The sequence below is a fragment of the Paenarthrobacter sp. NPDC057981 genome (assembly GCF_042886835.1).
Classification (GTDB): domain Bacteria; phylum Actinomycetota; class Actinomycetes; order Actinomycetales; family Micrococcaceae; genus Arthrobacter.
Window position 1 is genome coordinate 55,327 of sequence record NZ_JBHVQI010000013.1, and the last position, 25,432, is coordinate 80,758.

The window sequence follows — 25,432 nt, forward strand, 5'->3', positions numbered from 1 at the left end:
TGCCAAGCTACCCGTGCGCGCCAACCACCGAGACTGCCTTGGAGACGAGGTCGGGGTCCCTCCAGTCAAGCCAGGAGATCCGCGGATCAGCGCGGAACCAGGTGAGCTGGCGGCGGGCAAACTGTCTGGTGGCGACGATGGTTTCCTCGACTGCCTCCGGTACGTCCATGTCGCCGTCCAAGACCCTGAGGAACTGGGCATAGCCCAAAGCCCGCGATGCTGTTTTCCCCTGACGCAACCCCTCGGCGTCGAGCCGCTGGACCTCTTCCCCGAGCCCGGCTTCCACCATCCGGTGGACGCGGTGGGCCAGCCGCTCCCTGAGTTCTTCGCGGTCCACGGACAAGCCGATCTGGACGGTGGGCTGATTGTACTCGCGCTGAGGCATGAAGGAGCTGAAGGGGCGGCCCGTCAGCTCGAAAACCTCCAGTGCACGGACCACCCTTCGGGCGTCGCCAAGACGTGCTGCGGACACGGGGTCCACATCTTCCAGCCGTGCCCTGAGCGGAGCCAGCCCCTCTGCTTCGCATTCCGCCTCGAGGCGCCGGCGCAACGCGGGATCCGTGCCCGGAAACTCCAGCGTGTCCAGTGCTGCACGCACATAGAGTCCGGATCCGCCCACAACAATGGCCCGCTTTCCCCGGGAGTGTGCGTCGTCTATGGCTGCGCGGCATTCGACTTGGAAGTCAGCCACGCTGGCTTCCTGAGTCACGTCGAGGGTGTCCAAGAGATGATGGGGAATGCCCTTGCGCTCCTCCATGCTGATCTTCGCGGTGCCGATGTCCATGCCCCTGTAGAACTGCAGGGCATCGGCGTTGATGACTTCTCCGTCGAGGGCGAGGGCAAGATTGACGCCAAGATCCGACTTGCCCGAACCCGTAGGGCCTACGACGGCGATGACCTGCTGGGCGTCCTTGAAGTGCCGGGTTTCCCGGGAATGCGACATGGATTCCAGGCTCGGTTATGCGCGGCGGGCAGGCAGCGCGGGCATGCCCAAGGACACGCCGGTCTTGGCGTTGGAAGTGCCCGGGGCGGGGACACCACAGGAGTCGGCCTGCGACCGGTCCCAGGCATCTCCGGCGCGGGAGCGCCGCAGGACGTAGTCGCTGCTGGTTGCGGGGTCGGCAACCAGGTGAAACGCTGCGGCCTCCGTGATGGTCACGGTGACAAAATCACCAGGACGCGGAGTCTCGGCACCGTCCGGAACGGAGAAGTGCACGAGCCTCTGGTCTTTCGATCGGCCGGAGAGACGGTGGGTCTCCCCGGCTTTCCTGCCAGCCTGGGCCGTCACCAGCACCTCGACCTGGCGTCCAAGCTGTGCCGCATTTTCTTCGGCAGCGATCCGGTCCTGCAAAGCTGTGAGCCGCTCGAAGCGCTCTTGGACCACCGCTTTGGGCAGTTGCTCCGGCAGTTCAGCTGCCGGTGTACCGGGACGCTTGGAGTACTGGAAGGTGAAGGCCGAGGAGAACCGGGATTTCTCCACGACGTCCAAGGTCGCCTGGAAGTCTTCCTCGGTTTCACCCGGGAAGCCCACTATGATGTCTGTTGTAATGGCGGCGTGCGGAATCCTTTCCCGCACCTTGTCGAGGATGCCCAGGAAGCGGCTGGAACGGTACGAACGACGCATGTCTTTGAGTACCTTGTCCGAACCCGATTGCAGGGGCATATGCAACTGCGGCATCACGTTGGGGGTGTCAGCCATCGCCTCAATGACGTCGTCCGTGAACGCCGCCGGATGAGGGCTGGTGAAACGAACCCGTTCAAGGCCTTCGATGTCGCCACAGGCGCGCAGCAGTTTGGAGAACGCCTGGCGATCGCCGAACTCGACCCCGTATGAGTTCACATTCTGACCGAGCAAGGTGACTTCAACTACCCCGTCGTCAACGAGGGCCTGGATTTCGGCGAGGATCTCGCCCGGGCGCCGGTCCTTTTCCTTGCCACGCAGGGAGGGCACAATGCAGAAAGTGCACGTGTTGTTACATCCGACCGAAATGGAAACCCACCCCGAATACACAGATTCGCGTTTGGTCGGGAGGGTGGACGGGAAGACGTCCAGGGATTCCAGAATCTCGAGCTGGGCCTCGTTGTTGTGCCGGGCGCGGTTGAGGAGCGCCGGGAGCGCTCCTACGTTGTGGGTGCCAAAGACAGCGTCAACCCACGGCGCCTTCCGGACGATGGTTTCGCGATCCTTTTGGGCCAAGCATCCCCCAACAGCGATCTGCATTCCTGGGTTGGCTTCTTTGACCTGCCGCAGTTGGCCCAGGTTCCCGTAGAGCTTGTTATCGGCATTCTCGCGCACGGCGCAGGTATTGAAGACCACGACGTCGGCGAGGTCGCCCTCGGCAGGCACGTAGCCGGCGTCCTCCAGCAATCCCGCCATGCGCTCCGAATCATGGACGTTCATCTGGCAGCCGAAGGTGCGGACCTGGTAGGTCCTGGGCTCAACGGAAGGGCTGGCGGGCGCTGTTGGGGAAGGAATGGTCAAACTCACTACTCAAGGGTACCGGCTTCGGCAAGCACCTCACCCACGATCCTGAACGCCAATGAGGGGGAGTAGCCCTTGCGCGCCAACATGGACGCCAGCCTGCGCGTGTGCTTGTCCCGCTCAGCCCGATCCGAAAGGTTCATGCCCGGGCGAAGCTTGCGCTCCACAAGATCGCGGGCAGTCGATTCTTCGTCCTGGTCACTGAGCTGCGAGAGCGCATCTTCTGCCGACTCGAGGCCGATGCCCTTGTCTGCCAATTCGCGACGAAGCGCACTCTTGGCGAGCTTCTTGCTCTGCGAGCGGCTTCGAACCCACATTCGGGCGAACTCAGCGTCATCAATCAGCTGAACCTCCTCAAAGCGGTCCAGCACTGCTTCCGCGACATCTTCGGGAACGTTGCGCTCGGCCAGTTTGCGGGACAGCTGCAGCCGGCTCCGTGGCGCCATCGTCAACTGCCGAAGGACGATGGCGCGCGCCACGGATTCGGGGTCGGGCTCGGAATCTGCAGCTATTGCAGATTCCGGGTCCGGCCCGGTTCTAGCCGTCAACGGCCTTCAGCTTCGGGGAGTCTTCCTCCGGCTTGACGCCGACGCCAAGCTTCTCCTTGATCAGGCGCTCCAGCTCCTGGGCGAGCTCAGGGTTGTCCCGCAGGAATCGCCGGGAGTTTTCCATGCCTTGGCCAAGCTGGTCGCCGTCGTAGGTGAACCATGAACCCGACTTCTTGATGATGCCGTGCTCAACGCCCATGTCGATGATGCCGCCCTCGCGGGAGATGCCTTGACCGTAGATGATGTCGAACTCAGCGATCTTGAAGGGCGGAGCCATCTTGTTTTTGACGATCTTGGCCTTGGTGCGGTTACCAACGGAATCCGCGCCCTCTTTCAGGGTCTGGATACGGCGGACGTCGATGCGGACGGATGCGTAGAACTTCAAGGCCTTACCACCGGTGGTGGTCTCCGGCGATCCGAAGAAGACGCCGATCTTCTCACGCAGCTGGTTGATGAAGATCGCGGTGGTCTTCGTCTGGCTCAATCGGCCCGTGATCTTACGCAGAGCCTGGCTCATGAGACGGGCCTGAAGGCCAACGTGGGAGTCGCCCATCTCGCCTTCGATTTCGGCGCGGGGAACCAGGGCAGCCACGGAGTCGATGACGATGATGTCCAGCGAACCGGAACCCACCAACATGTCCATGATTTCCAATGCCTGCTCACCGGTATCCGGCTGTGAGACAAGCAGGGCGTCGGTGTCTACGCCGAGCTTGGCGGCGTAGTCCGGGTCAAGCGCGTGCTCGGCGTCAATGAACGCCGCAATGCCGCCGGCGCGCTGTGCATTGGCTACGGCGTGCAGCGCAACGGTTGTCTTACCCGAGGATTCCGGGCCGTAGATTTCCACGACGCGGCCACGAGGCAGGCCACCTATGCCAAGGGCCACGTCCAGCGCAATGGACCCGGTGGGAATGACCTCGATGGGCGCACGGGTGTCGTCACCCAGGCGCATGATGGAGCCTTTGCCGAACTGCTTGTCGATCTGGGCAAGCGCTGCTTCGAGCGCCTTCTCACGATCCGGGGTTGCCGCCATGGTTCACACCTCTGATGCTTTCTCGCTGTGGAGTGGCCCGATAGGCCGCTTTCCTGTCATCTCAGACGCTATTACGGCGGCCTGACATTTTTAGTTGCCGACTACGGCTATGTGGATAACCTGGCTGCCGGAAGCTGGGGAATGCGTCCTACGGAATCAATTTTCCTCTCAAAGGAGCATATCCCTATCCGAACAGATATTCGAACAACGGTGCGGCGTGTCACCGCTTCCTGCAGCGTCAGCGCCGGTAGCTGTTCAGTTCGAAGCGGGCTTGATGTCCCTGCCCAGCCTGCGTTCGGGAGGCACGTCCTGGACCTCGCACACGGCCAGCCAGACCTCACGGGGATGATATCCGGCGGCCAAAGCCTCCACGGCCGTACGGCCGCCAACCCCGGCCAGAACCAACGAACTGGCCAGGACCCGGGAGTAGCCGGCCCCGAATTCGTCGTCCATCAGTCGCCAAAAGTCACTTGCCCTCACGGATAGAGTCTCTCATGGCAGTGGACTCTAGAATGGTTGCCATGAGCAATCCTCTCCAGAGCACGCCAGGTTCGGCCGTGCCAGGCGACGACGTCGACGACGCCCTTCAGCAGGTGGAACACCAGCTGAGCCTGCTCTGGCGCCGCGCCCGTTCGATCTCCCACCAGTTGTCCCGCCAGGTTCATCCGGACATGGAACCGGCTGCCTACGGCCTCCTGACGGTCATCCGCAGGGAAGGCCCCATCCGGTTGACGGACTTGGCCACCTGCATCGGCGTGGGCAAGCCCTCCGTGAGCCGCCAGATCGCTTTCCTCGAGAGCATTGGCCTGGTCTACAAAGAAGCGGATCCCCAGGACGGCCGGGCACAGTCCATCCGCCTGACGGAGAAGGGCGAGGAAAAGATGCACCTCGTCCAGGACGCGCGCCGCCAGGTGTTTCGGGAGCGGCTCGGCGAGTGGCCATTGGAGGATGTCCAGACACTGGCCGATTACATGGGACGCCTCAATGCAATCTACGGTGACGGTGCCCTCAAGGACCTGGGCTCCAAGGAACCCGGAATCGACACCGAGGACACGTCGGCCAGCGCGTGACCGCGCGTTAACCACCAAGTGGTCAGCGCCAAGAGAAAAGGTCCCCAGCCTGAGGCTGGGGACCTTCTTCATTGCCTGTAAAGGGCCGTCTACCGGGCTCCGGAGAGCATTCCCTGGGGGAAGTCGTCCGTGAGGTCCAGATCGCGGCCGTAACGCTGCGAGAATTCCTGGGGGACGGTGTCCGGAACAGCAACGCCTTCTGCGACGGCCACGCGGTCGCTGACTTCACGCAACATGTGGGACAACGGAACGTCCAAGGCTGTGCAGATAGAGGACAGGAGCTCGGAGGAAGCCTCCTTCTGGCCACGTTCCACTTCACTCAAGTAACCAAGTGAGACGCGGGCGCTGTGCGAAACCTCGCGAAGGGTACGGCCCTGACGCTGGCGGACATCGCGCAGTACATCACCGATCTCGTGGCGTAGTACAACCATTTTGCGCTCCTTCTGTTCGCTCTGTGCCTGATCAGCCAAGCCCACATCCTTCCAGCGGACAACGCCGTTTACGGATACGGGCTGCTTTACCATCTGTATCGCCATGCTCCCTCGTTGATCCGGTTCGCTGGGTGGCGGACCGGGTATGTTTTTACATCCTAGGCGCCTCGGCTCTTCCGAAGCGACACAATGACACAACTATTGGCAATGAGTTTTTGTTCCCGACTACTTTACGAACGGTAACCAGCGTCACCAAGCGCGGCAAGCAGACGCGCCAAGGCAGCCTCCCGGGCCTGTTCGCGGATGGACTGTCTGTCGCCGGCAAAGCTGTACTCGAACGACGCCGCACCCCGGGAAGTGGCGACACCGACGAACACGGTGCCTACGGCCTTGCCGTCGTGCGGGTCGGGTCCGGCAACACCAGTGGTTGATATTCCGATGTCGGCACCGCAAGCCCTTCGCGCGCCGTCGGCCATCGCCTCGGCGACGCCGCCGTCAACGGAACCAACCTCCGCGAGAAGAGTTTCCGGAACCCCCAGAACCGCGGCCTTGACGGAGTTCTGGTAAGCGATGACGCCGCCCTGCAACATGGCTGACGCACCCGGAGTGTTGGCGAGCGTTGCCGCCACAAGCCCGGCCGTCAACGACTCCGCCGTGGCAACCGTCAAACGGTTGCGGACAGCGATCCCTACCGCCGTCGTCGCAATCCCGGCCGCGGCGTCCCGGGACGTCACGGGCGACGTCCCGCCGCACGCAGCCTCATGGCCTGTATGACATATTCGACGCCGGTCCACAGCGTGATGGCCAGGGCCACCATCATGACCCAAAACGCAATGTCACCCAGCCAGGGCGCAATGGCTTTGAGTGGCAGCACGTAGAGGAAGATTGCCACGGTTTGAACCACGGTTTTGAGTTTTCCGCCGCGGGAGGCGGGCATGACACCGTAACGGATCACGACGAAACGCAGCGCCGTGATACCCCATTCGCGAACCAGGATGAGAACGGTGACCCACCATGGCAGCTCCCCCAGGATGGACAGCAGCACCAGGGCTGAACCGATGAGCAGCTTGTCGGCTATCGGATCGGCGATCTTGCCGAAGTTTGTAATGAGGCCGCGCGCCCGGGCGATGTCGCCGTCGAGCTTGTCGGTGTAGATCGCCACCGCGAAGGCCAGCACCGCAGCCCAGCGCCAGATCCCATATTGGCCGTTATCGGCCACCAGGAACCATACGAAGAAGGGCACCAGGACGATGCGCAGCATCGTCAGGATGTTCGGCAGGTTCCAGACATCGGAACTGCTGGAAGTAGCGTTGTCGCCCTCGGCTGTAGTCACCCCTCTAGGCTACCGTCTCGGCGTGAAGCTCTTGGGGCTACCGCCCGGTGAGCGACCACGCGTCCTCGCCGCCCTCGTCATCATCATCCGAGGCATCTGCACCGTCGTAGTAGTCAATGGCCTGCGTCCGGTTGTCCAGGTCCGCCTGCACCAGGTCCTCCGCATAACCGCCGACGGCGATGTTGGAGTTCGCGTTGTCGCTCAGGGCCGCGGTGTGGGCGTCAGGAGCAGCCGGTGACTCTTGGCCCTTCATCGCAGCGAGAACTGCGGCCAGATCATCCGGTTTCACCAGGACGTCGCGGGCTTTGGACCCTTCGGACGGACCCACCACGCCGCGGGACTCCAACAAGTCCATGAGGCGGCCGGCCTTGGCGAAGCCAACGCGCAGCTTGCGTTGCAGCATGGAGGTCGAGCCGAACTGCGTGGTCACCACAAGCTCGGTGGCCTGCAGGAGGACTTCGAGATCGTCTCCAATGTCGTCGTCGATCTGTTTCTTGGGGGCTTCGGCCGCGACATCGTCACGGTAGACAGCCTGCAGCTGGCCCTTGACGTGCTCCACGACCTTGTGAATTTCCGATTCCGAAACCCACGCGCCCTGGACACGCATGGCCTTGGAGGCACCCATTGGCAGGAACAATGCGTCACCTTGGCCAATGAGCTTCTCAGCGCCCGGCTGGTCCAACACAACTCGCGAGTCCGTGACCGATGAGGTGGCGAAAGCCATGCGGGAGGGCACGTTCGCCTTGATGAGACCGGTGACGACGTCCACGGATGGTCGCTGGGTGGCCAGCACCAGGTGGATACCAGCGGCACGGGCCAACTGGGTAATGCGGACAATCGAATCTTCGACATCGCGCGGTGCCACCATCATGAGGTCGGCAAGTTCGTCCACGATCACCAGCAAGTACGGGTAAGGCTTGATGACCCTCTTCGAATCCACCGGAGGCGTTACTTTGCCCGCGCGGACGGCCTTGTTGAAGTCATCGATGTGTTTGTAGCCGTAGTTGGCGAGGTCGTCGTAGCGGGCATCCATCTCCCGGACAACCCACTGCAGTGCTTCGGCGGCCTTCTTCGGGTTGGTGATGATGGGCGTGATGAGGTGCGGAACACCCTCGTAGGCCGTCAGTTCCACACGTTTGGGGTCCACCATGACCATCCGCACTTCATCCGGCGTGGACCGCATGAGGATGGAGGTGATCATGGAGTTCACAAAGCTCGACTTACCTGCACCGGTAGCACCGGCAACCAGGAGGTGGGGCATCTTGGCAAGGTTGGCTACGACGTAGCCACCCTCGACGTCCTTGCCCACGCCCATGACCATGGGGTGGTCCGTGCGCCGTGCGTTCTGGCTCCGGAGGACGTCGCCGAGGGACACGGTTTCACGGTCGGTGTTGGGGATCTCGATACCGATGGCGGACTTGCCCGGGATGGGACTAAGGATGCGGACATCGCTGGAAGCCACTGCATAGGAAATGTTCTTCGACAACGCCGTGACGCGTTCGACCTTGGTGCCAGGGGAAAGCTCGATCTCGTACCGGGTCACGGTGGGACCACGGCTGAAGCCGGTCACTTGCGCGTCGACGTTGAACTGCGTGAGGGTGTCCGTCAGGGCGGCAACGACGGCGTCATTGGCTTCCGTGCGTTCCTTCGGAATGGAGCCCGGCGTCAGGTAGTCCGAGGCCGGCAGGGTGTACGTGACGTCGCCGGCGAGTGACAACTGCTCCGTACGCTGCGGAATCGGCGTGGGGGGCGGCGGCGGGGTCGCAGGGCGCGCCGGGACCTGGGCCGCCACGGGCGCGGTCATTTCCGGCGTCAGGACGGGGATGGCTTCGGTGGGGTTGTCGATGCCGGGGTTTGCTCCAGCAAGGCCTTGGGCAGCCTTGATCTTCTCCACCGCGATTTCAGCCTGCGTCGGGCGTCGCACGCCGGGCGGGACGCGGGGCGCGGACGCGGCCGGAGGTTCGTCGTCGTCAACAATGGCGTGCTCGAACGCCTCGTCACCGACGTAACCTTCCAAACCGGCGTCGGGTTCTTCGTCCTTGCCGAAGAGGCGCATGCGCTTCTTCTTTTTTGGTGCGGAGGCGGATTCGTTGCCGTAAAGGTAGCTGCGGTCGTGCTGGTCTTTGCCGGTCTCCTCCATGAGGTCCACGCCCATGAGGTGTTCGTAGGCGCCCCGGATCCGGGCCGGAATCGCACCGAAAGGAGTGGCTGTGACGATGAGCAGGGAAACAAAGCCCAGCAGGCTGTAGATGATGACCGGAACGGCAACGTGGATGGCGGCAAGCGGGGCCGCCGCGAGGAAGCCCAGCATCCCGCCCGCCCGGCGCAATCCGTCAAAACCGTCGGCAACGGTGGGTTGCCCGCCGATGACTTGGGCCAGTCCGGAACCGGCCAGGGTCATGATCATGAAGCCGATGCCGACGCGGTTGTTCCCGCGGCCGTCCTGCGGCTTCCGGAACAAGCGGAACGCGCAGACAAAAAGCATGAAGGGAAGGATCAGGGACATCCAGCCAAAGGTCCCGTTGACCACGCTGTAGACGATGTCTGGGAGCCAGCCTGTGAGGCCCCACCAGGCGAACGTGGCGATGGCGACGCCCAGCACGAGATTGAACAGGGCAGCGCCGTCCCGGCGGTCCGCGGGGTCGAGATCGCTGACGTCGTAGCCGATGCGCCGGACACCGGCACCCACTACATGCCCTATCCCCTGCCAGGCACCGGACAGCACGCGAAGCGGCAGCGGAGCGTGGGGCTCGACGGCGGCCGCTTGCTTGGTGCGGGCAGTGCTGCCCCTACCGGTTTTGCTGGCCGCGGCGCTGGATTTGGATGCGGCTCCGCCCCGGCCGTTGCCGCCGGATTTACTGCTTGAGCTGCCTCGTGGCGTGGAGGTAGTACGGGTCGCCATACGTGCCACGCTACCCCAAGGGGGTCTGAAATCCGCGGATTTCAGACCCCCTTGGGTATTCATGTTGCCGGCGGGCTACGCCTCGAGGACCACTGGAATGATCATCGGACGGCGGCGGAGCTTACGGTTCACCCAGGTGCCAATGACCCTGCGCACCACTTGCTGAAGCTGATGGTTGGTGTGGTCTGCGTGATTGAGCACAGCCTCTTCGAGAGCGGCATTGATCTTAGGGATGATCTCGTCGAAAACGGAGTCATCTTCAGCCACGCCACGGGCATGGATCTCAGGGCCGGACACGATTTTTCCCGTGGCCCGGTTGATGACTGTGATGACGGAGATGAAGCCTTCGTCTCCCAGGACGCGGCGGTCCTTCAGGTCGGCGTCGGTAATTTCGCCAACGCTGGAACCATCCACGTAAACGAAACCGACTTCCACCTGACCCACGATGTTGGCCACGTGGTCCTTGAGGTCGATCACCGTGCCGTTGTCGCTGAGGATGATGCCATCGGAGGGCACACCTGATTCCAGAGCGATGTTGCCGTTGGCGATCAGGTGCCGTGTTTCACCGTGCACAGGCATGGCGTTAAGCGGCTCAAGGATGTTGTAGCAGTAAAGCAATTCCCCGGCCGCAGCGTGTCCGGATACATGCACTTTTGCGGTGCCCTTATGTATGACATCGGCGCCGAGTTTGAGCAGGCCGTTGATGATGCGGAACACGGCATTCTCGTTGCCCGGGATCAGGCTGGAGGCCAGGATGACGGTGTCGCCCTTGCCAACAATGACCCGGTGGTCGCCGTTGGCCATCCGCGACAGGGCCGCCATCGGTTCACCCTGGGACCCGGTGGACATGAGGACCACGCGGTCATCCGGCAGGTTGTCGATGTTCTTGATGTCCACCAGGATGTTGGCCGGCACCTCCAGGTATCCCAGCTTGGCCGCTATGGCCATGTTACGGACCATGGAGCGGCCGACGAAGGCCACCTGGCGGCCGTGCTTGGCCGCAGCGTCGAGAACCTGCTGGACACGGTGCACATGGGAAGAGAACGAAGCAACGATGATGCGTTTCTTCGCCTGTCCGAACAACCGGTCCAGGGTGGGCCCGATTTCCTTTTCGGCTGTGGTGAACCCGGGGACATCGGCGTTGGTGGAGTCCGCCATGAAGAGGTCCACGCCTTCTTCACCCAGGCGGGCGAAGTGTCGGAGGTCCGTAATGCGGCCGTCCAACGGCAGCTGGTCCATCTTGAAGTCGCCGGTGTGCAGGACAGTGCCGCCCTCAGTGCGTATGAACACTGCCAAGGCATCCGGGATGGAGTGGTTGACGGCAACAAATTCGCACTCGAAAGGACCGAACTGCTCCACCTGCCCCTCAGTGACGGTGAGCGTGTACGGCTTGATCCTGTGTTCCTGCAGCTTCGCTTCCACCAGGGCAAGGGTGAGCTGCGAACCGATCAGCGGAATGTCAGCCTTGAGGCGCAGCAGGTAAGGAACTGCGCCGATGTGATCCTCATGGCCGTGGGTGAGGACCACGCCCACGACGTCGTCCAGCCGGTTCTCGATGTATGAGAAATCGGGCAGGATCAAGTCGACGCCAGGTTGTGTTTCCTCGGGGAACAGCACCCCGCAGTCCACAATGAGCAACTTGCCGTTGATTTCGAAGACCGCCATGTTGCGGCCGATCTCTCCCAGTCCACCGAGCGGAACGATCCGCAGCGTGCCTTTGGGCAGTTTCGGCGGCGTAACCAGTCCGGGAAGGGCGGTTTGGGTCATATTGTGCTACTTTCCGGCGGAACCATCCTGGACACTGAAGTCCATTCCGGCTTCCGCCAAATCCCCGCGGATGATTTCGATCTCGGCCGCGTCCGGCTCCACGAGGGGCAAACGGACAACCGAGTTGGGCAGGACTCCCTGCCACTTGAGAATCTGCTTGGCGGCTACTGCGCCCTGGACCCGGGTCATGGTTCCACGCACCACGGGTTCCAATTCAAAGTTGATGGACCGCGCCGTGGCGAGGTCGTTGTTGTTGACGGCGTCGATCAGCTCGCGGAAGCGACGCGTGGCCACGTGGGTGGTGACGCCCACAAGGCCGACGGCGCCGAGGGCCATCCACTGCAGGGTAAGGCCGTCATCACCGGAGTAGAAGAGGAGGTCGGTCTCGGCCATGACGCGCGTGGCGGCGGCGAAATCAGCCTTCGCATCCTTGACTGCCACGATGTTCTGGTGCTTGGCCAGTTCGATCATGGTCTCCGGGGCAATGGCAATGGAGGAACGCCCCGGGATGTCATAGAGCATGACGGGCAAATCGGTGGACGAGGCAATGGTTTCGAAGTGCGCGCGAACGCCGGCCTGGCTGGGCTTGTTGTAGTAAGGGGTGACGATCAGCAGACCATCGACGCCCAGCTCCGCGGCGCGCTGCGAAAGGTGGACCGAGTGGGCAGTGTCGTTGGTGCCCGTACCGGCGATGATGGCAGCCTTGCCACCCACGGCTTCTTTGACCGCACGGAACATGCCCAGGTTTTCATCGTCCGTCAGCGTGGATGTCTCGCCGGTGGTGCCGGTGACGACCAGGCCGTCACAGCCGTCCTGGACAAGCTTTTCCGCCAGTGCTGCGGCTTGGTCGTAGTCCACCTTGCCGTCCTCGGTGAACGGGGTGACCATGGCGGTCAGCAGGGTACCAAGGGCGGGAATGGGCGTGCGAACGTCAGACATAGGAAAAACGTTACCCTGTCACGGCCTTGTTACAAGAATGAAGCCCGCGTGACGGTCCTCATTCCCGCCCCCAATCCCGGGCAAAGGGCACGCGCAGCCCGGACGGTTGAGACTCCAGGCCGTAGGGCTACGCGCCCCCCGGCGACTTGGCCGGTTGGCCAGTGCAGTACCGCCCCACGGCACGCTCTTTGAGCTGCTCCGCCCAGGCGACCAACCGCTGGGAGGCCCGAACATATTCGAATAGCTCCAGCGGCGTCAGCGACTCCACATCCGTTTCCGACAACCGACGGGCCAACTCTGCGCCGGGAGCCTGCTCAGCCAGCACCGTGCCCTCCCTGCGCCATTGCGTGTCTTCGGGAGGTTCACCGGTCACAAGTTGCCTGAAAAGGAAGTCGACAACTCCCGGGCTCATCGCTTTCATGGGACCGCCCGGACCGCCCGGCTGCAGTGGAACTTCGTTCATGCCGCCATGGTATTCGAACATATATTCGAACACAAGGGCAGGTGGCATTGCGCTGATCCAGTCCCACGCGCCAGGCTGGGAGGCCGGCTGTGAGACGATCGCTGCATGACTTCGCAAGAGACGGCGCCTCCGCGGAAAGCACCAGGTCAGGGTACGGCAACTCCCCGGCTCATCGGCGTTGACGCTGCCCGCGGAGCGGCTCTGCTTGGCATGATGGCCACCCACTTGATGCCGACGTTCGGCCCCGCGCCCCAGTGGGAGCCAACGATGGTTGGCCTGGTGTTCTCAGGCCGTTCCGCTGCCCTGTTTGCTGTACTGGCCGGAATCGGCTTGGCCCTGACCACCGGCAAGCAGCAGCCACGCAGCGGAGCGGAGCTGTGGTCCGCCCGGGGCGGCGTGGCCATGCGCGCCCTGGTGATCGCCGTCGTCGGGCTGACGCTCGGCGGCCTGGACGTCAACGTCGCGGTGATCCTTGTGCACTACGCGGTGTTGTTCCTGTGCATCCTGCCGTTCCTCGGCTTGCAGCTGAGGGCCTTGTGCTTCTGGGCCGCGGGATGGATCGTCGGCTCACCGGTCCTTGCGTACCTGATCCGCCCCATGCTGTTGGACGCGGAGCCGCCACTGCAGTTGGGGCACAATCCTGGCTGGGAGGACCTGGAATCGCCCGGTCGCATCCTCGCAGACCTGTTCTTCACTGGCTATTACCCCGTTTGCCAGTGGATCTCCTACCTTCTGGTCGGCCTGGTGATCGGGCGGCTGGCCCTGACGACGGCGAAGGTGCAGCTGATGCTGCTGACGTGCGGAATTGTCGCAGCGAGTGTCGCAAAAGTGCTGGGGACCCTGGCCATGGAAGCGTGGGGCGGCCGCGCTGCCCTGTCCGTGTTGCCCGGAACCAGGGGTTACCCGCTGGAAAGCATGCTCCAGGTCAATCTCACAGGGCTGCAGCAAGTGGATTCGTGGTGGTGGCTGGCCACGGCGTCACCCCACGCGGGCACCACCCTGGACCTGGTGCACACCAGCGGTGTTGCTGCCGCTGTTGTGGGCTTCTTCCTGCTCCTGGGCGGGGTGTCCGAACGCGTCGGAGTCAATGTCCTGATACTGCTCAGCGGTCCGGGCGCCATGACCCTGAGCCTGTATTCGGCACATGTATGGGTGGTTTCCAGCTTTACCAACCAACCCCTGCCGGCCGGGTGGACCGCCGAGGGAATGTACTGGGCGCAAGCGCTGTGCGCCATCAGCATCGGGGTTTGTTTTGCCGTTCTCGGGCGGCGCGGGCCACTGGAATGGGTGGCCCACCTGGCCTCAAGGCTGGGCAGTTACCGCCCCGCTGCCGTGGGCTGAGAGCGGAAGAGCTTCACGGCGTCCCGCATGGATGCCCGCGCACGTTTGCGGTCACCCGAGGCGTCGTAGGCGCAGCTCAGACGGAACCAGGAACGCCAATCATTGGGCGCCGCCTCAGCTTCGGCGCGGTACTTCTCAAACTCGGCATCGGCTGCTGCTCGCACAATCCGGCCACCTGGTGTCCGGGGCAGGTTGTCTTCGGGCAGTCCGCCTTCGGCCTCCAGGACCTTGGCCATCTGCTCCGTGCGGGCGCCGAAGAGAAGTTCGCGGATCAATGCCCACGCACCAATGATCGGAAGCACCAGATAGGCCGCTCCGATCCCCTTCGCTACCAGGTTGGGGTCACCGAGCAGCAGGAAAGAGCGCTGCACTGAGACCACCAGGTACAACACCAGCAGCAGGGTGATGGCTCCTACCCAGATCTTGGTGCGGTTTTTCTTCAGGGCTGACAGGAAACTCGCCACGACCTAGAGCCCCAGGTCCAGGTAGCCGTCCAGGCCGACCGTCAGTCCGGGGTTTGCTGCGACCTTGCGCAGCCCCAACAGGACACCTGGCATGAACGACGCACGGTCGAAGGAGTCGTGGCGCAAGGTCAGCTGCTCGCCGGGGCCACCGAAGAGCACTTCCTGATGGGCCACCAGCCCGCGGAGCCTGACGCTGTGGACCCGGACACCGTCCACGTCGCAACCCCGCGCGCCGTCCAGCGATGTCTCGGTGGCGTCCGGGCTGGCCGGGACACCTGCTTCCTGGCGGGCCTCCGCGATCAGCTGAGCTGTACGCACTGCAGTTCCCGAAGGCGCGTCCACCTTGTTGGGGTGGTGCAGCTCGATGATTTCCACGGATTCGAAGTACTGGGATGCCTTGGCCGCGAAAGCACTGGCAAGCACCGATCCAAGGGCGAAGTTCGGAGCGATCAGGACACCGGTGTCCGGCTTCTGCTCCAAGAGGGTCCGCAAGGATTCCAGTCGCTGGGCATCCCAGCCGGTGGTACCCACAACAGCGTGGATCCCATGCTCGACGGCAAACCGCACATTGGTTTCGGTGATGTCCGGAACGGTGAGGTCGACAACGTACTGTGCACCGGCGTCGAGCAGTTTCTCCAGGGAATCACCACGGCCGAGAGCGGCCACCAGAGTCATGTCCCCGGCTGCTTCAACGGCCTTCACGGCTTCGATTCCCATGCGCCCATGGGCGCCCAGCACTGCAACAGCAAGTTGTTCGGTCATGCCATTAACCCTACCGCCGGGCCGGGCCCGGGCAGGAACCGTGACTCCCGCCTACTCCCCTGCACCAACCCACTCAACGGTGCCATCGGAGAAGAACTGTTCCTTCCAAATGGGAACCTGCTGCTTGACCCGGTCCACAAGTTCGGAGCACACGGCAAACGCCTGTCCGCGGTGGGCAGCTGCCACAGCGCATACCAATGCGGGATCACCGATCTCCAGCATGCCGATCCTGTGGGCGGCCCAAATGCGGACGGGCTGGTCTGCTTCGCCCGAGTGTTCAGCGACGAGCTGCGCGACGACGTCGGACATGGCCTGGTGAGCCGTGGGGTGTGCACTGTAGCTCAACCGGTCCACTGGCTTGCCGCCGTCGTGGTTCCGCACCACGCCGCTGAAACTGACCACCGCGCCGGCAGTGTCCGATTCCACTGCCCTGATGGCTTGTTCCACCGAGATCGGCTCGGAGCTCAAGACAGCGCTGACAACCTCGAAGTCCGTTTCAGTGTCCATGGTTTCCTTCCAATTGCTCGCAGAGATGGCCGATGACGGGGTCAAGGACGGCCAGTCCGTCCATGACTCCCTTGGGCGATCCCGGCAGGTTGATGATGAATGTCTTCCCGGCAGCGCCTGCGTGGCCGCGGCTCAGCATAGCCATGGGGGTCTTGGCGGCGCCCGCGCGTCGGATGCCTTCCATGATTCCCGGGATTTCCCGGTCCAGCAGTGGCAGCGTCATTTCAGGTGTCTTGTCGTCCGGACTGAGGCCCGTTCCTCCGCTGGTGATGACAACCGCCGGTTCCTGGGTCAGAAGTGCCCTGAGCGCGGCACCCACAGGTTCGCCGTCAGGGACAACCATGGTGGGGAAGGTGTCGAAACCGTGTTCTTTGAGCCAGTCGAGAATCACCGGCCCTGTTTCGTCGCTGTACAGACCGGCTGCCGCCCGGGTGGAGGCAATCACGACGCCGGCCTTCCGGGAACCGTGCGCGTGGGGCTCGCACGCGCTCATGCGCCCGCCTCCCCGTTAAGGGAATCCCCGGAAACATCCCAGCTACCACTCTTGCCGCCACTCTTGGACAGGACGCGTATGTCGCTGAGCACCGCGTGTTTATCCACGGCCTTGATCATGTCGTAGACGCTCAATGCAGCCACGGAGGCCGCCGTCAAGGCTTCCATCTCGACGCCGGTCACACCCCGGGTCTTGACGGTGGCCAGGATTCCTACCGAGTCGGTGGACAGTTCGAAGTCCACAGTGACCTTTGAAATGGGCAAAGGATGGCACAGCGGGATCAACTCGGGGGTCTTCTTTGCCGCCATGATTCCGGCGACCCGCGCGACGGCGAGCGCATCGCCCTTGGGCAGTTCGCCCGCGCCCAACAGGGCCAAGACTTCAGCAGTAGAGCGGACCGTGGCCGTAGCTGTGGCTTCGCGGGTGGTCACGGCTTTGTCGGAGACATCCACCATCTGGGCGGTGCCGTCCTGCCGGAGATGGGTCAGGCCCGTGGTGCCTGCCGGGTTTTCGGGAGTGTGGTTCACAGCATCCATACTTCCACTTCGTCACCTTCGGCGAGTTCCGTGACGTCTTCCGGGATCTGCACCAAGGCATTGGCACGGGCGAGGGCATGGACCAGGTGGGAGCCGGCACCGCCTTCCATGCGCACCACACCGTCCACGGCGCTCCCCCGGCGCACCTGATGTTTGCCGCGCGGAGATGCGAGGCCCTCAGCGAGGCGCGCCTTCAACACTGGCCGGGGTGCAGGGGCCCCGGTCACTTGGGACAGGGCGGGGCGCAGGAACATCTCAAAGGAGACCAGGCAGCTAACGGGATTTCCGGGGAAGCCAATGAACGGTACCCCGTTGCAGGTCCCCAGTCCCTGGGGTCCGCCCGGTTGCATGGCGACATGGAGGAAGTCCACCGGTTGCCCTGCCATGGCAAGCCGTACGACTTCGTAGGCTCCTTTGCTGACTCCCCCGGTGGTGACAATGACGTCAACCGCGGTGCCGCCGTCGTTCCCGCCTGCGAGGTGACGGTCCAGGACCGCCAGCAGACCCTCCGGTTTGTCGTCCGAGATACCGGTGCGGACCACCTCCAGGCCGGCCTGCCGCATCGAGGTTTCCAGCAAAGTGCCGTTGGAGTCATAGATCTTGCCCGGTGACAGTTCCGCGCCCGGCTCGACGACCTCGTCCCCGGTAGTGAGCAGCAGGACACGTACGGGCTCGCGGACCTCCACCTCCACCATCCCCAAGGCTGCCAGCAGACCCAGCTGACCGGGACCCAGCAAAGTGCCGGCAGCAAGCGCCAGCGCACCCTTGTCGATGTCACTGCCACGTTGGCGGACGTACGTCCCGGGTTCGACCACCGGCAGCCCGACTTCCGCGTCCTGCACGGTCGGCGCCGGGAAGGTACTCGGCGTCGCCTTCTCAACAGGTACGACGGCGTCAGCGCCCTCAGGCATCATGGCTCCGGTCATGATGGGGACGGCATGGCCCGGCTTCAGGGGCGCAGGGGCGGCACCTGCCGGAACGGGCGCTGACACCGGGAGCTTCGCGCCGCCGTCGGGAATGTCCGCGGAACGGACGGCAAAGCCATCCATTTGGGAGTTGTCGAACGGCGGCAGGGACAGCGGTGCGTTGACGTCGACGGCGAGCGCCTTTCCGAGCGCGTCCACCAGCCGAAGCCGCAGTGTTCCCTTCCTGGCGGTGACGGCCGTCAGCAGTTCCACCACTGCCTGGCGATGGGCTGCAACAGATCGGGGCACGGGAATCCTCCTGGGGCACGTGGGGTTCCGGCAAACATCCGGACGTTCCCAGAGTAGATGCTCAGGCCACTTTGACGTTGATGGTGTGGTAGCCCGTGGCGCCGTCAGGGGCAACCGGAGCTTTGTCTTCGGTTTGGGGCTGGCCGCTCGAGTCCGTGGCCCGGACCTGGACTTCGTAATCGCCGGCGGTGAGATCGATCCCGATCTGCCACTGGTACCACGTGTCGGCGGAGATGGCGCTTGCCAGCTGTGCTTTCTGCCATGGCCCACGGTTGACGCGCACTTCAACCCGTTCCACGCCGCGATGCTGCGCCCAGGCAACGCCGCCGAACTGCACCTTTCCCGCTTGGACAGTCCGTCCATTCCGTGGCACGTCGATGCGGGACTGCGTCTTGATGGGCCCGTGGTCGCTCCACCCCCGCGTGGTCCAATACCCGGTATCGTCGGCAAAGCGGGTCACTTTGAGTTCAGTCAACCACTTCGTGGCGGAAACGAACCCGTAAAGTCCGGGCACGATCATCCGGACCGGGAAGCCGTGCTCCAAGGGCAGCGGTTCTCCGTTCATGCCGACTACCAGCAGCGCGTCACGGTCGTCGGTCAGCGCCTCCAACGGCGTGCTGGCGGTCCAGCCGTCATTGCTGGTGGACAGCACCATGTCCGCACCGGCCTTGGGCCCCGCCATGGCGAGCAGCTCACGCACTGGCCACCCCAGCCACAAGGCGTTGCCGATGAGGTCCCCACCCACGTTGTTCGAGACGCAGGCGATGGTGATGTGGCGTTCTGTCATGGGTTTGGCCAAAAGCCCGGCAAAATCCAGTTCGACTTCCCGTTCCACCATCCCCGTGACTTTCAGCTTCCACGCCGGCGGATCGATGGCAGGAACCGTCAGGGCGGTGTCGATCCTGTAGAAGTCGGCGTTCGGGGTCACCAAGGGACTGATACCCGGCACGGAAAGCGAGGCCCCCGCCGGAACGGTTTGTGGCGGTGTTGCCGGTGCCGGCAGCTTCAGTGAGCTACGAAACCCCGCGGCCACAGCGGTGGCCCGGGTGAATATCGCCGTCACCGTTCCTCCCACCACAGCGGCAAGTGCCGTTCCGGTCATGGCATTGAGGAAACTCCTTCTGGCCAGGGGCGCCTGCCCGCCCTCGCTCTCTGGAGCCGTGTTGCTCGCTCCCCGGGGAAACCAAGTGTTGAGCCGCCGGTTGAGCATCCTCAACAGCAGCATGGTGATGGCGGCGGCGACGATCGGCGCCAGTGCCGCCTGCGGGCTGGTTTGGGCACGGGTCACGACGGCGGTCAGTCCCGCGGCGCCCGCAAGTCCCGCCAGTGCCAGGCCAAGTCCGGGGCGTCGTCGTTCAAGGATGCCCGCGAGCGCGGCCAGGAACCCGGCGACCAGCACGATGGAGGCTACCAGGACAACTTTGTCGGCCGTACCGAAGAGCTGAACAGCAAGATCCTTCACCCCCGGGGGCACGGCGTCGATTACAGCCCCGCCGAGGGCCGTCACCGGGGAAACCAAGGGGCTGAGAAGCCCGGCAGTGAGCTCCCCTGCCGCAATCCCTGCCGCGCCTGCAACCAGCCCTGCCAGAGGCGCCCACAGCCGTGGGACGCCCTTAGGGCGCCCGGTTTTCATCGTGTTGCGTACCGGCGTACTCATGATGTGCCTCCACGGACAATGTTCGGTTCGGTCGTGCCCACGGTTTGACTCGTCACGGCAGCATTCGGAACTGAATCCGCCGGAAGTGATCCCGTCGGAAGGGATCCGGCCGGAAGCGTGAGCGCGAAGCGGCAACCGCCGTTGACATTGCCCACAGTCACCTCGCCGCCGTGCGCGGTGACGATGCCCGCCACCATGCTCAGTCCTATGCCGGCGCCGCTGTAGCTTCCCTGCAGGGCCGCCGCCGAGCCCCTGGACGGGTCTTTCTGCCACCCTGTTTCGAAAAGGTGCGGGAGGTCCTCTTCAGGGATACCCCCACATTGGTCCTGGACCGCGATAACGGCATTGCCGTTATCCCGGCCGACGCTGACATGGACATCGGTGTCCGGCCGGCTGTAGATAATGGCGTTGAGGAGGATGTTCCGGACTGCCCGCGCCAGGCTGGGTCCGTCGGCCACCGCCATGCACTCACGGGCGCCACCGCCGTCGAGCTTGATGCCCCGCTTCGCTGCCAAAGGTGCCAGATCGGACAGGGCGTCGCTGACGAGGTCGTAAAGATCAAGCGCTTCAGCCCGCAGCCGAAGGCTTCCTGCCTGGATCTTCGACAGTTCCAGGAGGTCGTTGACCATCGCGGTCATCTGCTCGGTCTGCCCGATGATTTTCCGGTAGTAGCCCTGGACGTCCGGGGCCATGCCGTCTTCGAGGGCCTCGGTCATGGCGCGCATGCTGGCCAGCGGTGTCCTTAGGTCATGCGAAATCCAGGACACCAGCTCACGCCTGGCCTTCTCGATGGCGGCTTCGCGTTCGCGGGATTCGGCGAGGCTCCGGCTGCTTGCCTCAAGTTCCTGCGCCAGTTCAGCCAGCTCCGATGTCATGGCCGGAGCGGCCCTCCGGCCCTCAGCACGGGAGTGCTCCAGCGTTTCGCCACGACCGATCCTTCGGGCCGCATCCACCAACCGTGCCGCGTTCCTGGACACGCCAGCCCCGAGCACGAGGGAAAGTGCGACAGCGACCGCCGACGCGGTCGCGAGGATGTACCACATGACTTCGAGGTCCCTGGCAGAGATGAACATCGCGTTGAAGGCGCTGACCATACCTGCCACCAACACGGCCACCGTGGCGACCACGACCAGGCAGATCTGAGCCAAAACTGAGGCCCGGCGAAGCATCCGCAGCAGGGCGAGGGTCGCGGCGCCGATGAGAACGGCCCAGAACAGGACCCAGGCCAGGATGGTCCAGAGTTCACTACCCTCCATGCCCGGCCTCCCGCCTACCTTCCGGGGACACGTCGAAGCGGTAGCCGACACCCCACACCGTCTTGATGAGTTCCGGCTTGGTGGGATTGATATCGATTTTCTCGCGCAGCCGGCGGACATGGACGGTAACGGTCGAGAGATCCCCGAAGTCCCATCCCCACACGGCCTTGATGAGTTCCTCCCGGCTGAACACCTGGTTTGGCCTGCGCATCAGAAAGGCAAGGAGGTCGAATTCACGGGCCGTCAGCGAGAGCAATTGCCCGTCCAGTGTGACGGTCCGCGACGCTGGATCAAGTTCAAGACCGGCTGCTTCGACCGATGGTTCCGGGGCGTATTCCTTGATGCTTCGCCGCAGCACCGATTTGACGCGCAGGACCAGCTCCCGGGGAGAGAAGGGCTTGGTCACGTAGTCGTCTGCCCCCATCTCCAGCCCGAGGATCCGGTCATCTTCGGTTCCCAGCGCTGTGACCATGATGACCGGCACGGTCATGGTTTGGCGCAGCCTTCGGCACACTTCGACCCCGTCCAGTCCCGGCAGCATGCGGTCCAGGATGACGAGGTCCGGCCTGCGCTGTGCCGCGAGGGTCAGGGCTTTGAAGCCATCGCCTGCCGTGTCCACCTGGAACCCCGCCATCACCAGGTAATCGCGGACGACATCGGCGATCGTCTGTTCGTCCTCGACCAGGAGGATACGCCGGTTTCCGGTTTCCGTTGATGATGCCGTATTCGTGGTCACGCTTTCAGCATAGATTTGCCAACGGTGCGCGGCACGCGATTCCAGCAGCATCGGCCCAACCGTAGGAATTCCGTAAGAACTCGATGACTGTAACCGGTGTCACTGATCCCGCCCGGGTGGCGTAGCCTGAATTCATGAGTGTTCAGTTGGGCATGCCAATGCCGCCTTCCAGTGGAGCCGTGGGCGGCACGGAAAGCGGTGCGGCAACGCCGCCGCCCCGCCCTGCCGGCACACCGGCAGGTTTGTGGGACCGCCATGGTCGTCGCGCCACTGACATGCGGCTATCCCTGACGGACAAATGCAATCTCCGGTGCACCTACTGCATGCCTGCAGAGGGCCTGGAATGGCTCTCCAAGCAGGCAGTGATGACCCGGGACGAAATCGTCAGGATCGTCCGGATCGGCGTCGATTCGCTCGGTGTCCGGGAACTGCGGCTCACTGGCGGCGAACCGCTGGTGCGTGCCGATCTGGCCGACATTATCTCCGGCATCCGAAGCGAACATCCGGACCTTCCCATCTCCATGACCACCAACGGTGTGGGCTTGGACAAGAAGGCAGCAGCTCTGAAAGCGGCCGGGCTGACCCGCATCAACGTCTCGCTTGACTCCCTCCACGAGGAAACCTTTGCCAAGCTCACCCGGCGTCCGTTCCTGGACCGTGTATTGGCCGGCGTCGATGCCGCCTGGGCTGCGGGCCTCGGCCCGGTGAAGCTCAACGCCGTCCTCATGCGCGGCATCAACGACACCGAGTCCCCGGATCTCCTGGCGTGGGCTTTGGACCGCGGTTACGAACTGCGTTTCATCGAGCAGATGCCGCTGGACGCCGACCACGGCTGGACCCGCCGCAACATGATCACCGCCTCGGAGATCCGGGAGCTCCTCTCCCGCGACTTCGTCCTCTCCCCCGACCCGCGCGAACGCGACGGCGCCCCTGCCGAGAGGTTTGAAGTACGACGCCGGGACACCGGTTCGGCTGAAGCGTCGGGTCCCGTCCTGGGAACGGTGGGCATCATCGCCTCGGTCACCGAGCCTTTCTGCTCCGACTGCCGGCGTACACGCATTACCGCCGAAGGCAAGATCATGAGCTGTCTGTTCTCGCGGGAGGAGTTCGACCTCCTGGGGCTCCTCCGCAGTGGGGCAACAGATTCCGAACTCGCCGAACGTTGGCAGGACGCCATGTGGATCAAGCCCAAGGCCCATGGCATGGACCACACCGGTCTCGGCGCAGCGGACTTCGTCCAGCCGGACCGCAGCATGAGCGCAATCGGAGGCTGAAAAACTTGTTGGTCCGTTACTTCGCTGCCGCGCGCGCGGCAGCGGGAGTCGAAGAAGAACTCCATGCACTTCCGGAAGGCACCAGTCTGGAAGCGCTCCTGGAAGCCGCCCTCGCCGTCGAACGTCCTGTGCCTCCGGAAGGCACACCGACGTTGGCCAGGATCGTGGCGCGCAGCAGCTTCCTCCGCAACGAAGTTGCGGTGCGGGACCACTCTGCGCCGCTCGGTGCCGACGACGTCATTGACGTTCTTCCGCCGTTCGCCGGAGGCTAGCGGACCGCAGGCACAGCCGTTTTCCTGAAGACGCTTTTCAACAGGGGGCTGAAGGCTGCGTGACCCTCCAACCGTAGATCGGCGGTGTGCACCAGCACACCGTCCTCAACACGGAAAGTGTGTCGTGCCACGCCGTCGGCCGTGCGCCGTTCCAGCGTCAGCATGCCGGCACTCCACGTCCCCCTGACCGGGGCGGCCGGCGGCTTTCCCATGCTGTCGACGTAGTACCACAGGGTGCCACCGTGATCCCGGTCAACCGTGAACATGCCATGTCCCTCGAAGTGGCTTCCGTCGGGCTCCCGGTGCTTGTAGCTCTGGACCACCGCGTGGCCACCGGCGGTCCCGGTGAAAACCACGTCGGCATCGGCTGTCCGAGCGGTCCCCCACGGCGAGGACGCGATTTCCGTAATGCCCGTCCAGTGGCCGAGGAACTCCCGCAGAATATCGACGGCACGACCGGTTGCGGGCAGGTCCATCACGTCTCCAAAGCCAACGGGGCAGCATCACCATCATGCTGCCTCTTTGAGGCCGGGCGCGTCCATAGCCGGAAGAAACCGGACAGGCCTCAGAGCCCGAAAGTCTCCGATTCTTCGAACGGTCCAACCACCGTGATGGTCCGGGGAGCCCCGGCCAGTTCGCGTGCGAGTTCCTGGACCTCCTCCACGGTGACCGCTTGGATACGAGCCAAGGTTTCGTCGATGTCCTGGAACTCCCCGGACACCAACTCTGCCCGGCCAAGCCGCGACATCCTGGAACCCGTGTCCTCCAGGGCAAGGACAATCCCGCCACTGAGCTGCCCTACGGCTTTCCTGAGTTCTTCTTCCGTAATGCCGTCCTTGGCGAGCTTGTCCAGCTCCACGCCCAGCAGCTCGAGCACTTGGCGGACCTTGGAGGGCGTGCACCCGGCATACATGCCAAAGTAACCGGCGTCGGCATAGGCGGCAGTGAAAGAGTATGTCGAATACACCAGTCCGCGCTTTTCGCGGATCTCCTGGAACAGCCGCGAGGACATCCCGCCGCCCAGCACGGCGTTGAGGACACTCATGACAAAGCGGCGGTCATCCGTGGCAACCATCGTCGGGCAACCCATGATGATGTTGGCCTGCTCCACAGGACGCTTGACCACGTGAAGCCCCGAGGTACCGGTGATCACGGCCCTGTCGGTACCGCGCCGGTTCACCGGAGCGGCATGGGGGTCAAGCTTCCAGCCTGCAGCGGTCAGGGCGTCGAGGACCAGCCCGCAGACGACGTCGTGATCCAATCCACCGGCAGCTGTGATGACCAGCTCCTCCGGACGGTAGTACCGCTGGTAGTGCTCCCAGACGGAATCGCGTGCGACGGCCTTGATGGCGTCCGGCGTTCCCCCGATGGGGCGGGCCAGCGGATGGTCGCCCAGCACGGCGGCCACGAACTTCTCATGGGCTACGTCCGTGGGGTCATCGCTGTCCATGGCGATTTCCTCGAGGATGACATCGCGTTCCTGCTCAAGCTCTGCGGGGTCCAGTACCGCGCCTGTGACCATATCCGCAATGACGTCGATGGCCATGGGAAGATCGGTGTCCAGTACCCGGGCGAAGTAGCAGGTGCTTTCCTTCGCCGTCGCCGCATTGGACTCGCCGCCCACCTCATCGAAAGCGGACGCTATTTCCAGTGCCGTGCGGCGCTTGGTGCCCTTGAACAAAAGGTGTTCAAGGAAGTGTGTTGACCCGTGCTGGCCCTCTGCCTCGTCGCGGGAACCTACTGCCACCCAGAACCCGATGGTGGCCGAACGCTGACCCGGCATCGCCTCGGTCAGGACCCGCACGCCGCCGGGAAGAACCGAACGCCGCACGACGGAACCGCCCTCGGCACCATGGATCAATTCGCCGCCGGGAAGGGTCTGCTCCAGCGGCAAGGGTACGACAGTCATCAAAGCCTTTCAGGTTTGCGGGTTAAGGCCGGAAGGGCCAGTGGAC

Annotated in this window: 27 protein-coding genes; 4 read left to right on the top strand and 23 right to left on the bottom strand. The window is 63.8% G+C overall.

Annotation, left to right across the window (positions count from 1 at the left end; translation table 11 throughout):
• Positions 1–7: 7 nt before the first annotated feature.
• From miaA to ACFVSI_RS13235, 5 genes are all read right to left on the bottom strand, one after another.
• Positions 8–943 carry a tRNA (adenosine(37)-N6)-dimethylallyltransferase MiaA gene (gene miaA, locus ACFVSI_RS13215; protein WP_387824194.1) on the bottom strand — a complete coding sequence of 312 codons (936 nt, stop codon included), beginning with the start codon at positions 941–943 and terminating at the stop codon, positions 8–10.
• 15 nt (positions 944–958) lie between these two features.
• A complete protein-coding gene (miaB, locus tag ACFVSI_RS13220; RefSeq protein ID WP_387824197.1) occupies positions 959–2,488 on the bottom strand; it encodes a tRNA (N6-isopentenyl adenosine(37)-C2)-methylthiotransferase MiaB in 1,530 nt (509 codons plus the stop codon).
• Positions 2,488–3,030 (bottom strand): regulatory protein RecX, encoded by a 543-nt coding sequence (locus ACFVSI_RS13225; RefSeq protein ID WP_387824200.1) that lies wholly within the window; start codon positions 3,028–3,030, stop codon positions 2,488–2,490. Before ACFVSI_RS13225 ends, miaB begins: the two co-directional genes overlap by 1 nt.
• Positions 3,020–4,060 (bottom strand): recombinase RecA, encoded by a 1,041-nt coding sequence (gene recA, locus ACFVSI_RS13230; protein WP_018779075.1) that lies wholly within the window; start codon positions 4,058–4,060, stop codon positions 3,020–3,022. Before recA ends, ACFVSI_RS13225 begins: the two co-directional genes overlap by 11 nt.
• A gap of 255 nt (positions 4,061–4,315) precedes the next feature.
• On the bottom strand, positions 4,316–4,513 hold the full coding sequence (locus tag ACFVSI_RS13235; RefSeq protein WP_260842535.1) for a DUF3046 domain-containing protein: 198 nt from the start codon (positions 4,511–4,513) through the stop codon (positions 4,316–4,318).
• A 68-nt stretch (positions 4,514–4,581) separates the two neighbouring features.
• Here ACFVSI_RS13235 and ACFVSI_RS13240 point away from each other — a divergent pair, with 68 nt between their 5' ends.
• On the top strand, positions 4,582–5,130 hold the full coding sequence (locus ACFVSI_RS13240; RefSeq protein WP_387824203.1) for a MarR family winged helix-turn-helix transcriptional regulator: 549 nt from the start codon (positions 4,582–4,584) through the stop codon (positions 5,128–5,130).
• An 89-nt stretch (positions 5,131–5,219) separates the two neighbouring features.
• On the opposite strand, the gene ACFVSI_RS13245 is transcribed toward ACFVSI_RS13240, so the two are convergent.
• The 7 genes from ACFVSI_RS13245 to ACFVSI_RS13275 all read right to left on the bottom strand — a co-directional run bounded on the left by ACFVSI_RS13245 (position 5,220) and on the right by ACFVSI_RS13275 (position 12,965).
• Positions 5,220–5,654, bottom strand: a complete 435-nt coding sequence (locus ACFVSI_RS13245; protein WP_014921288.1) for a helix-turn-helix domain-containing protein — start codon at positions 5,652–5,654, stop codon at positions 5,220–5,222.
• A 137-nt stretch (positions 5,655–5,791) separates the two neighbouring features.
• Positions 5,792–6,295 carry a CinA family protein gene (locus ACFVSI_RS13250; protein ID WP_387824207.1) on the bottom strand — a complete coding sequence of 168 codons (504 nt, stop codon included), beginning with the start codon at positions 6,293–6,295 and terminating at the stop codon, positions 5,792–5,794.
• Complete coding sequence (pgsA, locus tag ACFVSI_RS13255) at positions 6,292–6,894, bottom strand: CDP-diacylglycerol--glycerol-3-phosphate 3-phosphatidyltransferase (protein WP_387824210.1); 603 nt, start codon at positions 6,892–6,894, stop codon at positions 6,292–6,294. Before pgsA ends, ACFVSI_RS13250 begins: the two co-directional genes overlap by 4 nt.
• Positions 6,895–6,931: 37 nt before the next feature.
• Positions 6,932–9,796 carry a DNA translocase FtsK gene (locus ACFVSI_RS13260; RefSeq protein WP_387824213.1) on the bottom strand — a complete coding sequence of 955 codons (2,865 nt, stop codon included), beginning with the start codon at positions 9,794–9,796 and terminating at the stop codon, positions 6,932–6,934.
• 75 nt (positions 9,797–9,871) lie between these two features.
• Positions 9,872–11,563, bottom strand: coding sequence for a ribonuclease J (locus ACFVSI_RS13265; RefSeq protein ID WP_387824216.1), 1,692 nt, complete (start codon positions 11,561–11,563; stop codon positions 9,872–9,874).
• A 6-nt stretch (positions 11,564–11,569) separates the two neighbouring features.
• On the bottom strand, positions 11,570–12,502 hold the full coding sequence (gene dapA, locus ACFVSI_RS13270; protein ID WP_387824219.1) for a 4-hydroxy-tetrahydrodipicolinate synthase: 933 nt from the start codon (positions 12,500–12,502) through the stop codon (positions 11,570–11,572).
• Positions 12,503–12,629: 127 nt separating this feature from the next.
• Entirely contained in the window at positions 12,630–12,965 is a 336-nt protein-coding gene (locus ACFVSI_RS13275; protein ID WP_387824221.1) for a hypothetical protein, read from the bottom strand.
• 105 nt (positions 12,966–13,070) lie between these two features.
• Here ACFVSI_RS13275 and ACFVSI_RS13280 point away from each other — a divergent pair, with 105 nt between their 5' ends.
• Complete coding sequence (locus tag ACFVSI_RS13280) at positions 13,071–14,306, top strand: heparan-alpha-glucosaminide N-acetyltransferase domain-containing protein (RefSeq protein ID WP_387824224.1); 1,236 nt, start codon at positions 13,071–13,073, stop codon at positions 14,304–14,306.
• Here the strand turns inward: ACFVSI_RS13280 and ACFVSI_RS13285 are convergent.
• From ACFVSI_RS13285 to ACFVSI_RS13325, 9 genes are read right to left on the bottom strand one after another with little or no spacing between them, the layout of a single operon-like run.
• Positions 14,282–14,770: a hypothetical protein gene (locus tag ACFVSI_RS13285; RefSeq protein WP_387824227.1), complete on the bottom strand. Its 489-nt coding sequence runs from the start codon at positions 14,768–14,770 to the stop codon at positions 14,282–14,284. The genes ACFVSI_RS13280 and ACFVSI_RS13285 overlap by 25 nt on opposite strands.
• A gap of 3 nt (positions 14,771–14,773) precedes the next feature.
• The gene (dapB, locus tag ACFVSI_RS13290; protein WP_144663035.1) at positions 14,774–15,532 is read right to left on the bottom strand and encodes a 4-hydroxy-tetrahydrodipicolinate reductase; all 759 of its coding nucleotides are present in this window, start codon (positions 15,530–15,532) and stop codon (positions 14,774–14,776) included.
• A gap of 51 nt (positions 15,533–15,583) precedes the next feature.
• Positions 15,584–16,039: a molybdenum cofactor biosynthesis protein MoaE gene (locus ACFVSI_RS13295; protein ID WP_387824230.1), complete on the bottom strand. Its 456-nt coding sequence runs from the start codon at positions 16,037–16,039 to the stop codon at positions 15,584–15,586.
• Entirely contained in the window at positions 16,029–16,532 is a 504-nt protein-coding gene (locus ACFVSI_RS13300) for a MogA/MoaB family molybdenum cofactor biosynthesis protein (protein WP_387824232.1), read from the bottom strand. The genes ACFVSI_RS13295 and ACFVSI_RS13300 overlap by 11 nt, the downstream gene beginning before the upstream one ends.
• A complete protein-coding gene (moaC, locus tag ACFVSI_RS13305) occupies positions 16,529–17,068 on the bottom strand; it encodes a cyclic pyranopterin monophosphate synthase MoaC (protein WP_387824234.1) in 540 nt (179 codons plus the stop codon). Before moaC ends, ACFVSI_RS13300 begins: the two co-directional genes overlap by 4 nt.
• Positions 17,056–18,288 carry a gephyrin-like molybdotransferase Glp gene (gene glp, locus ACFVSI_RS13310; protein ID WP_387824359.1) on the bottom strand — a complete coding sequence of 411 codons (1,233 nt, stop codon included), beginning with the start codon at positions 18,286–18,288 and terminating at the stop codon, positions 17,056–17,058. Before glp ends, moaC begins: the two co-directional genes overlap by 13 nt.
• A 55-nt stretch (positions 18,289–18,343) precedes the next feature.
• Complete coding sequence (locus ACFVSI_RS13315) at positions 18,344–19,939, bottom strand: molybdopterin-dependent oxidoreductase (RefSeq protein ID WP_387824237.1); 1,596 nt, start codon at positions 19,937–19,939, stop codon at positions 18,344–18,346.
• On the bottom strand, positions 19,936–21,195 hold the full coding sequence (locus ACFVSI_RS13320; RefSeq protein WP_387824239.1) for a sensor histidine kinase: 1,260 nt from the start codon (positions 21,193–21,195) through the stop codon (positions 19,936–19,938). Before ACFVSI_RS13320 ends, ACFVSI_RS13315 begins: the two co-directional genes overlap by 4 nt.
• Positions 21,185–21,931, bottom strand: a complete 747-nt coding sequence (locus tag ACFVSI_RS13325) for a response regulator transcription factor (protein WP_387824241.1) — start codon at positions 21,929–21,931, stop codon at positions 21,185–21,187. Before ACFVSI_RS13325 ends, ACFVSI_RS13320 begins: the two co-directional genes overlap by 11 nt.
• 134 nt (positions 21,932–22,065) lie before the next feature.
• Between ACFVSI_RS13325 and moaA the strand changes: the two genes are divergently transcribed.
• Positions 22,066–23,205: a GTP 3',8-cyclase MoaA gene (gene moaA, locus ACFVSI_RS13330; RefSeq protein WP_387824244.1), complete on the top strand. Its 1,140-nt coding sequence runs from the start codon at positions 22,066–22,068 to the stop codon at positions 23,203–23,205.
• A gap of 5 nt (positions 23,206–23,210) precedes the next feature.
• Positions 23,211–23,477, top strand: a complete 267-nt coding sequence (locus tag ACFVSI_RS13335) for a MoaD/ThiS family protein (protein ID WP_144663028.1) — start codon at positions 23,211–23,213, stop codon at positions 23,475–23,477.
• Here the strand turns inward: ACFVSI_RS13335 and ACFVSI_RS13340 are convergent.
• Together ACFVSI_RS13340 and ACFVSI_RS13345 are read right to left on the bottom strand one after the other, a co-directional pair.
• Positions 23,474–23,953, bottom strand: coding sequence for a DUF1579 domain-containing protein (locus ACFVSI_RS13340; protein WP_387824249.1), 480 nt, complete (start codon positions 23,951–23,953; stop codon positions 23,474–23,476). The two genes, ACFVSI_RS13335 and ACFVSI_RS13340, sit on opposite strands and share 4 nt — an antisense overlap.
• Before the next feature lie 89 nt (positions 23,954–24,042).
• Positions 24,043–25,386 (bottom strand): M16 family metallopeptidase, encoded by a 1,344-nt coding sequence (locus ACFVSI_RS13345; protein WP_387824252.1) that lies wholly within the window; start codon positions 25,384–25,386, stop codon positions 24,043–24,045.
• Between the last annotated feature and the right edge of the window lie 46 nt (positions 25,387–25,432).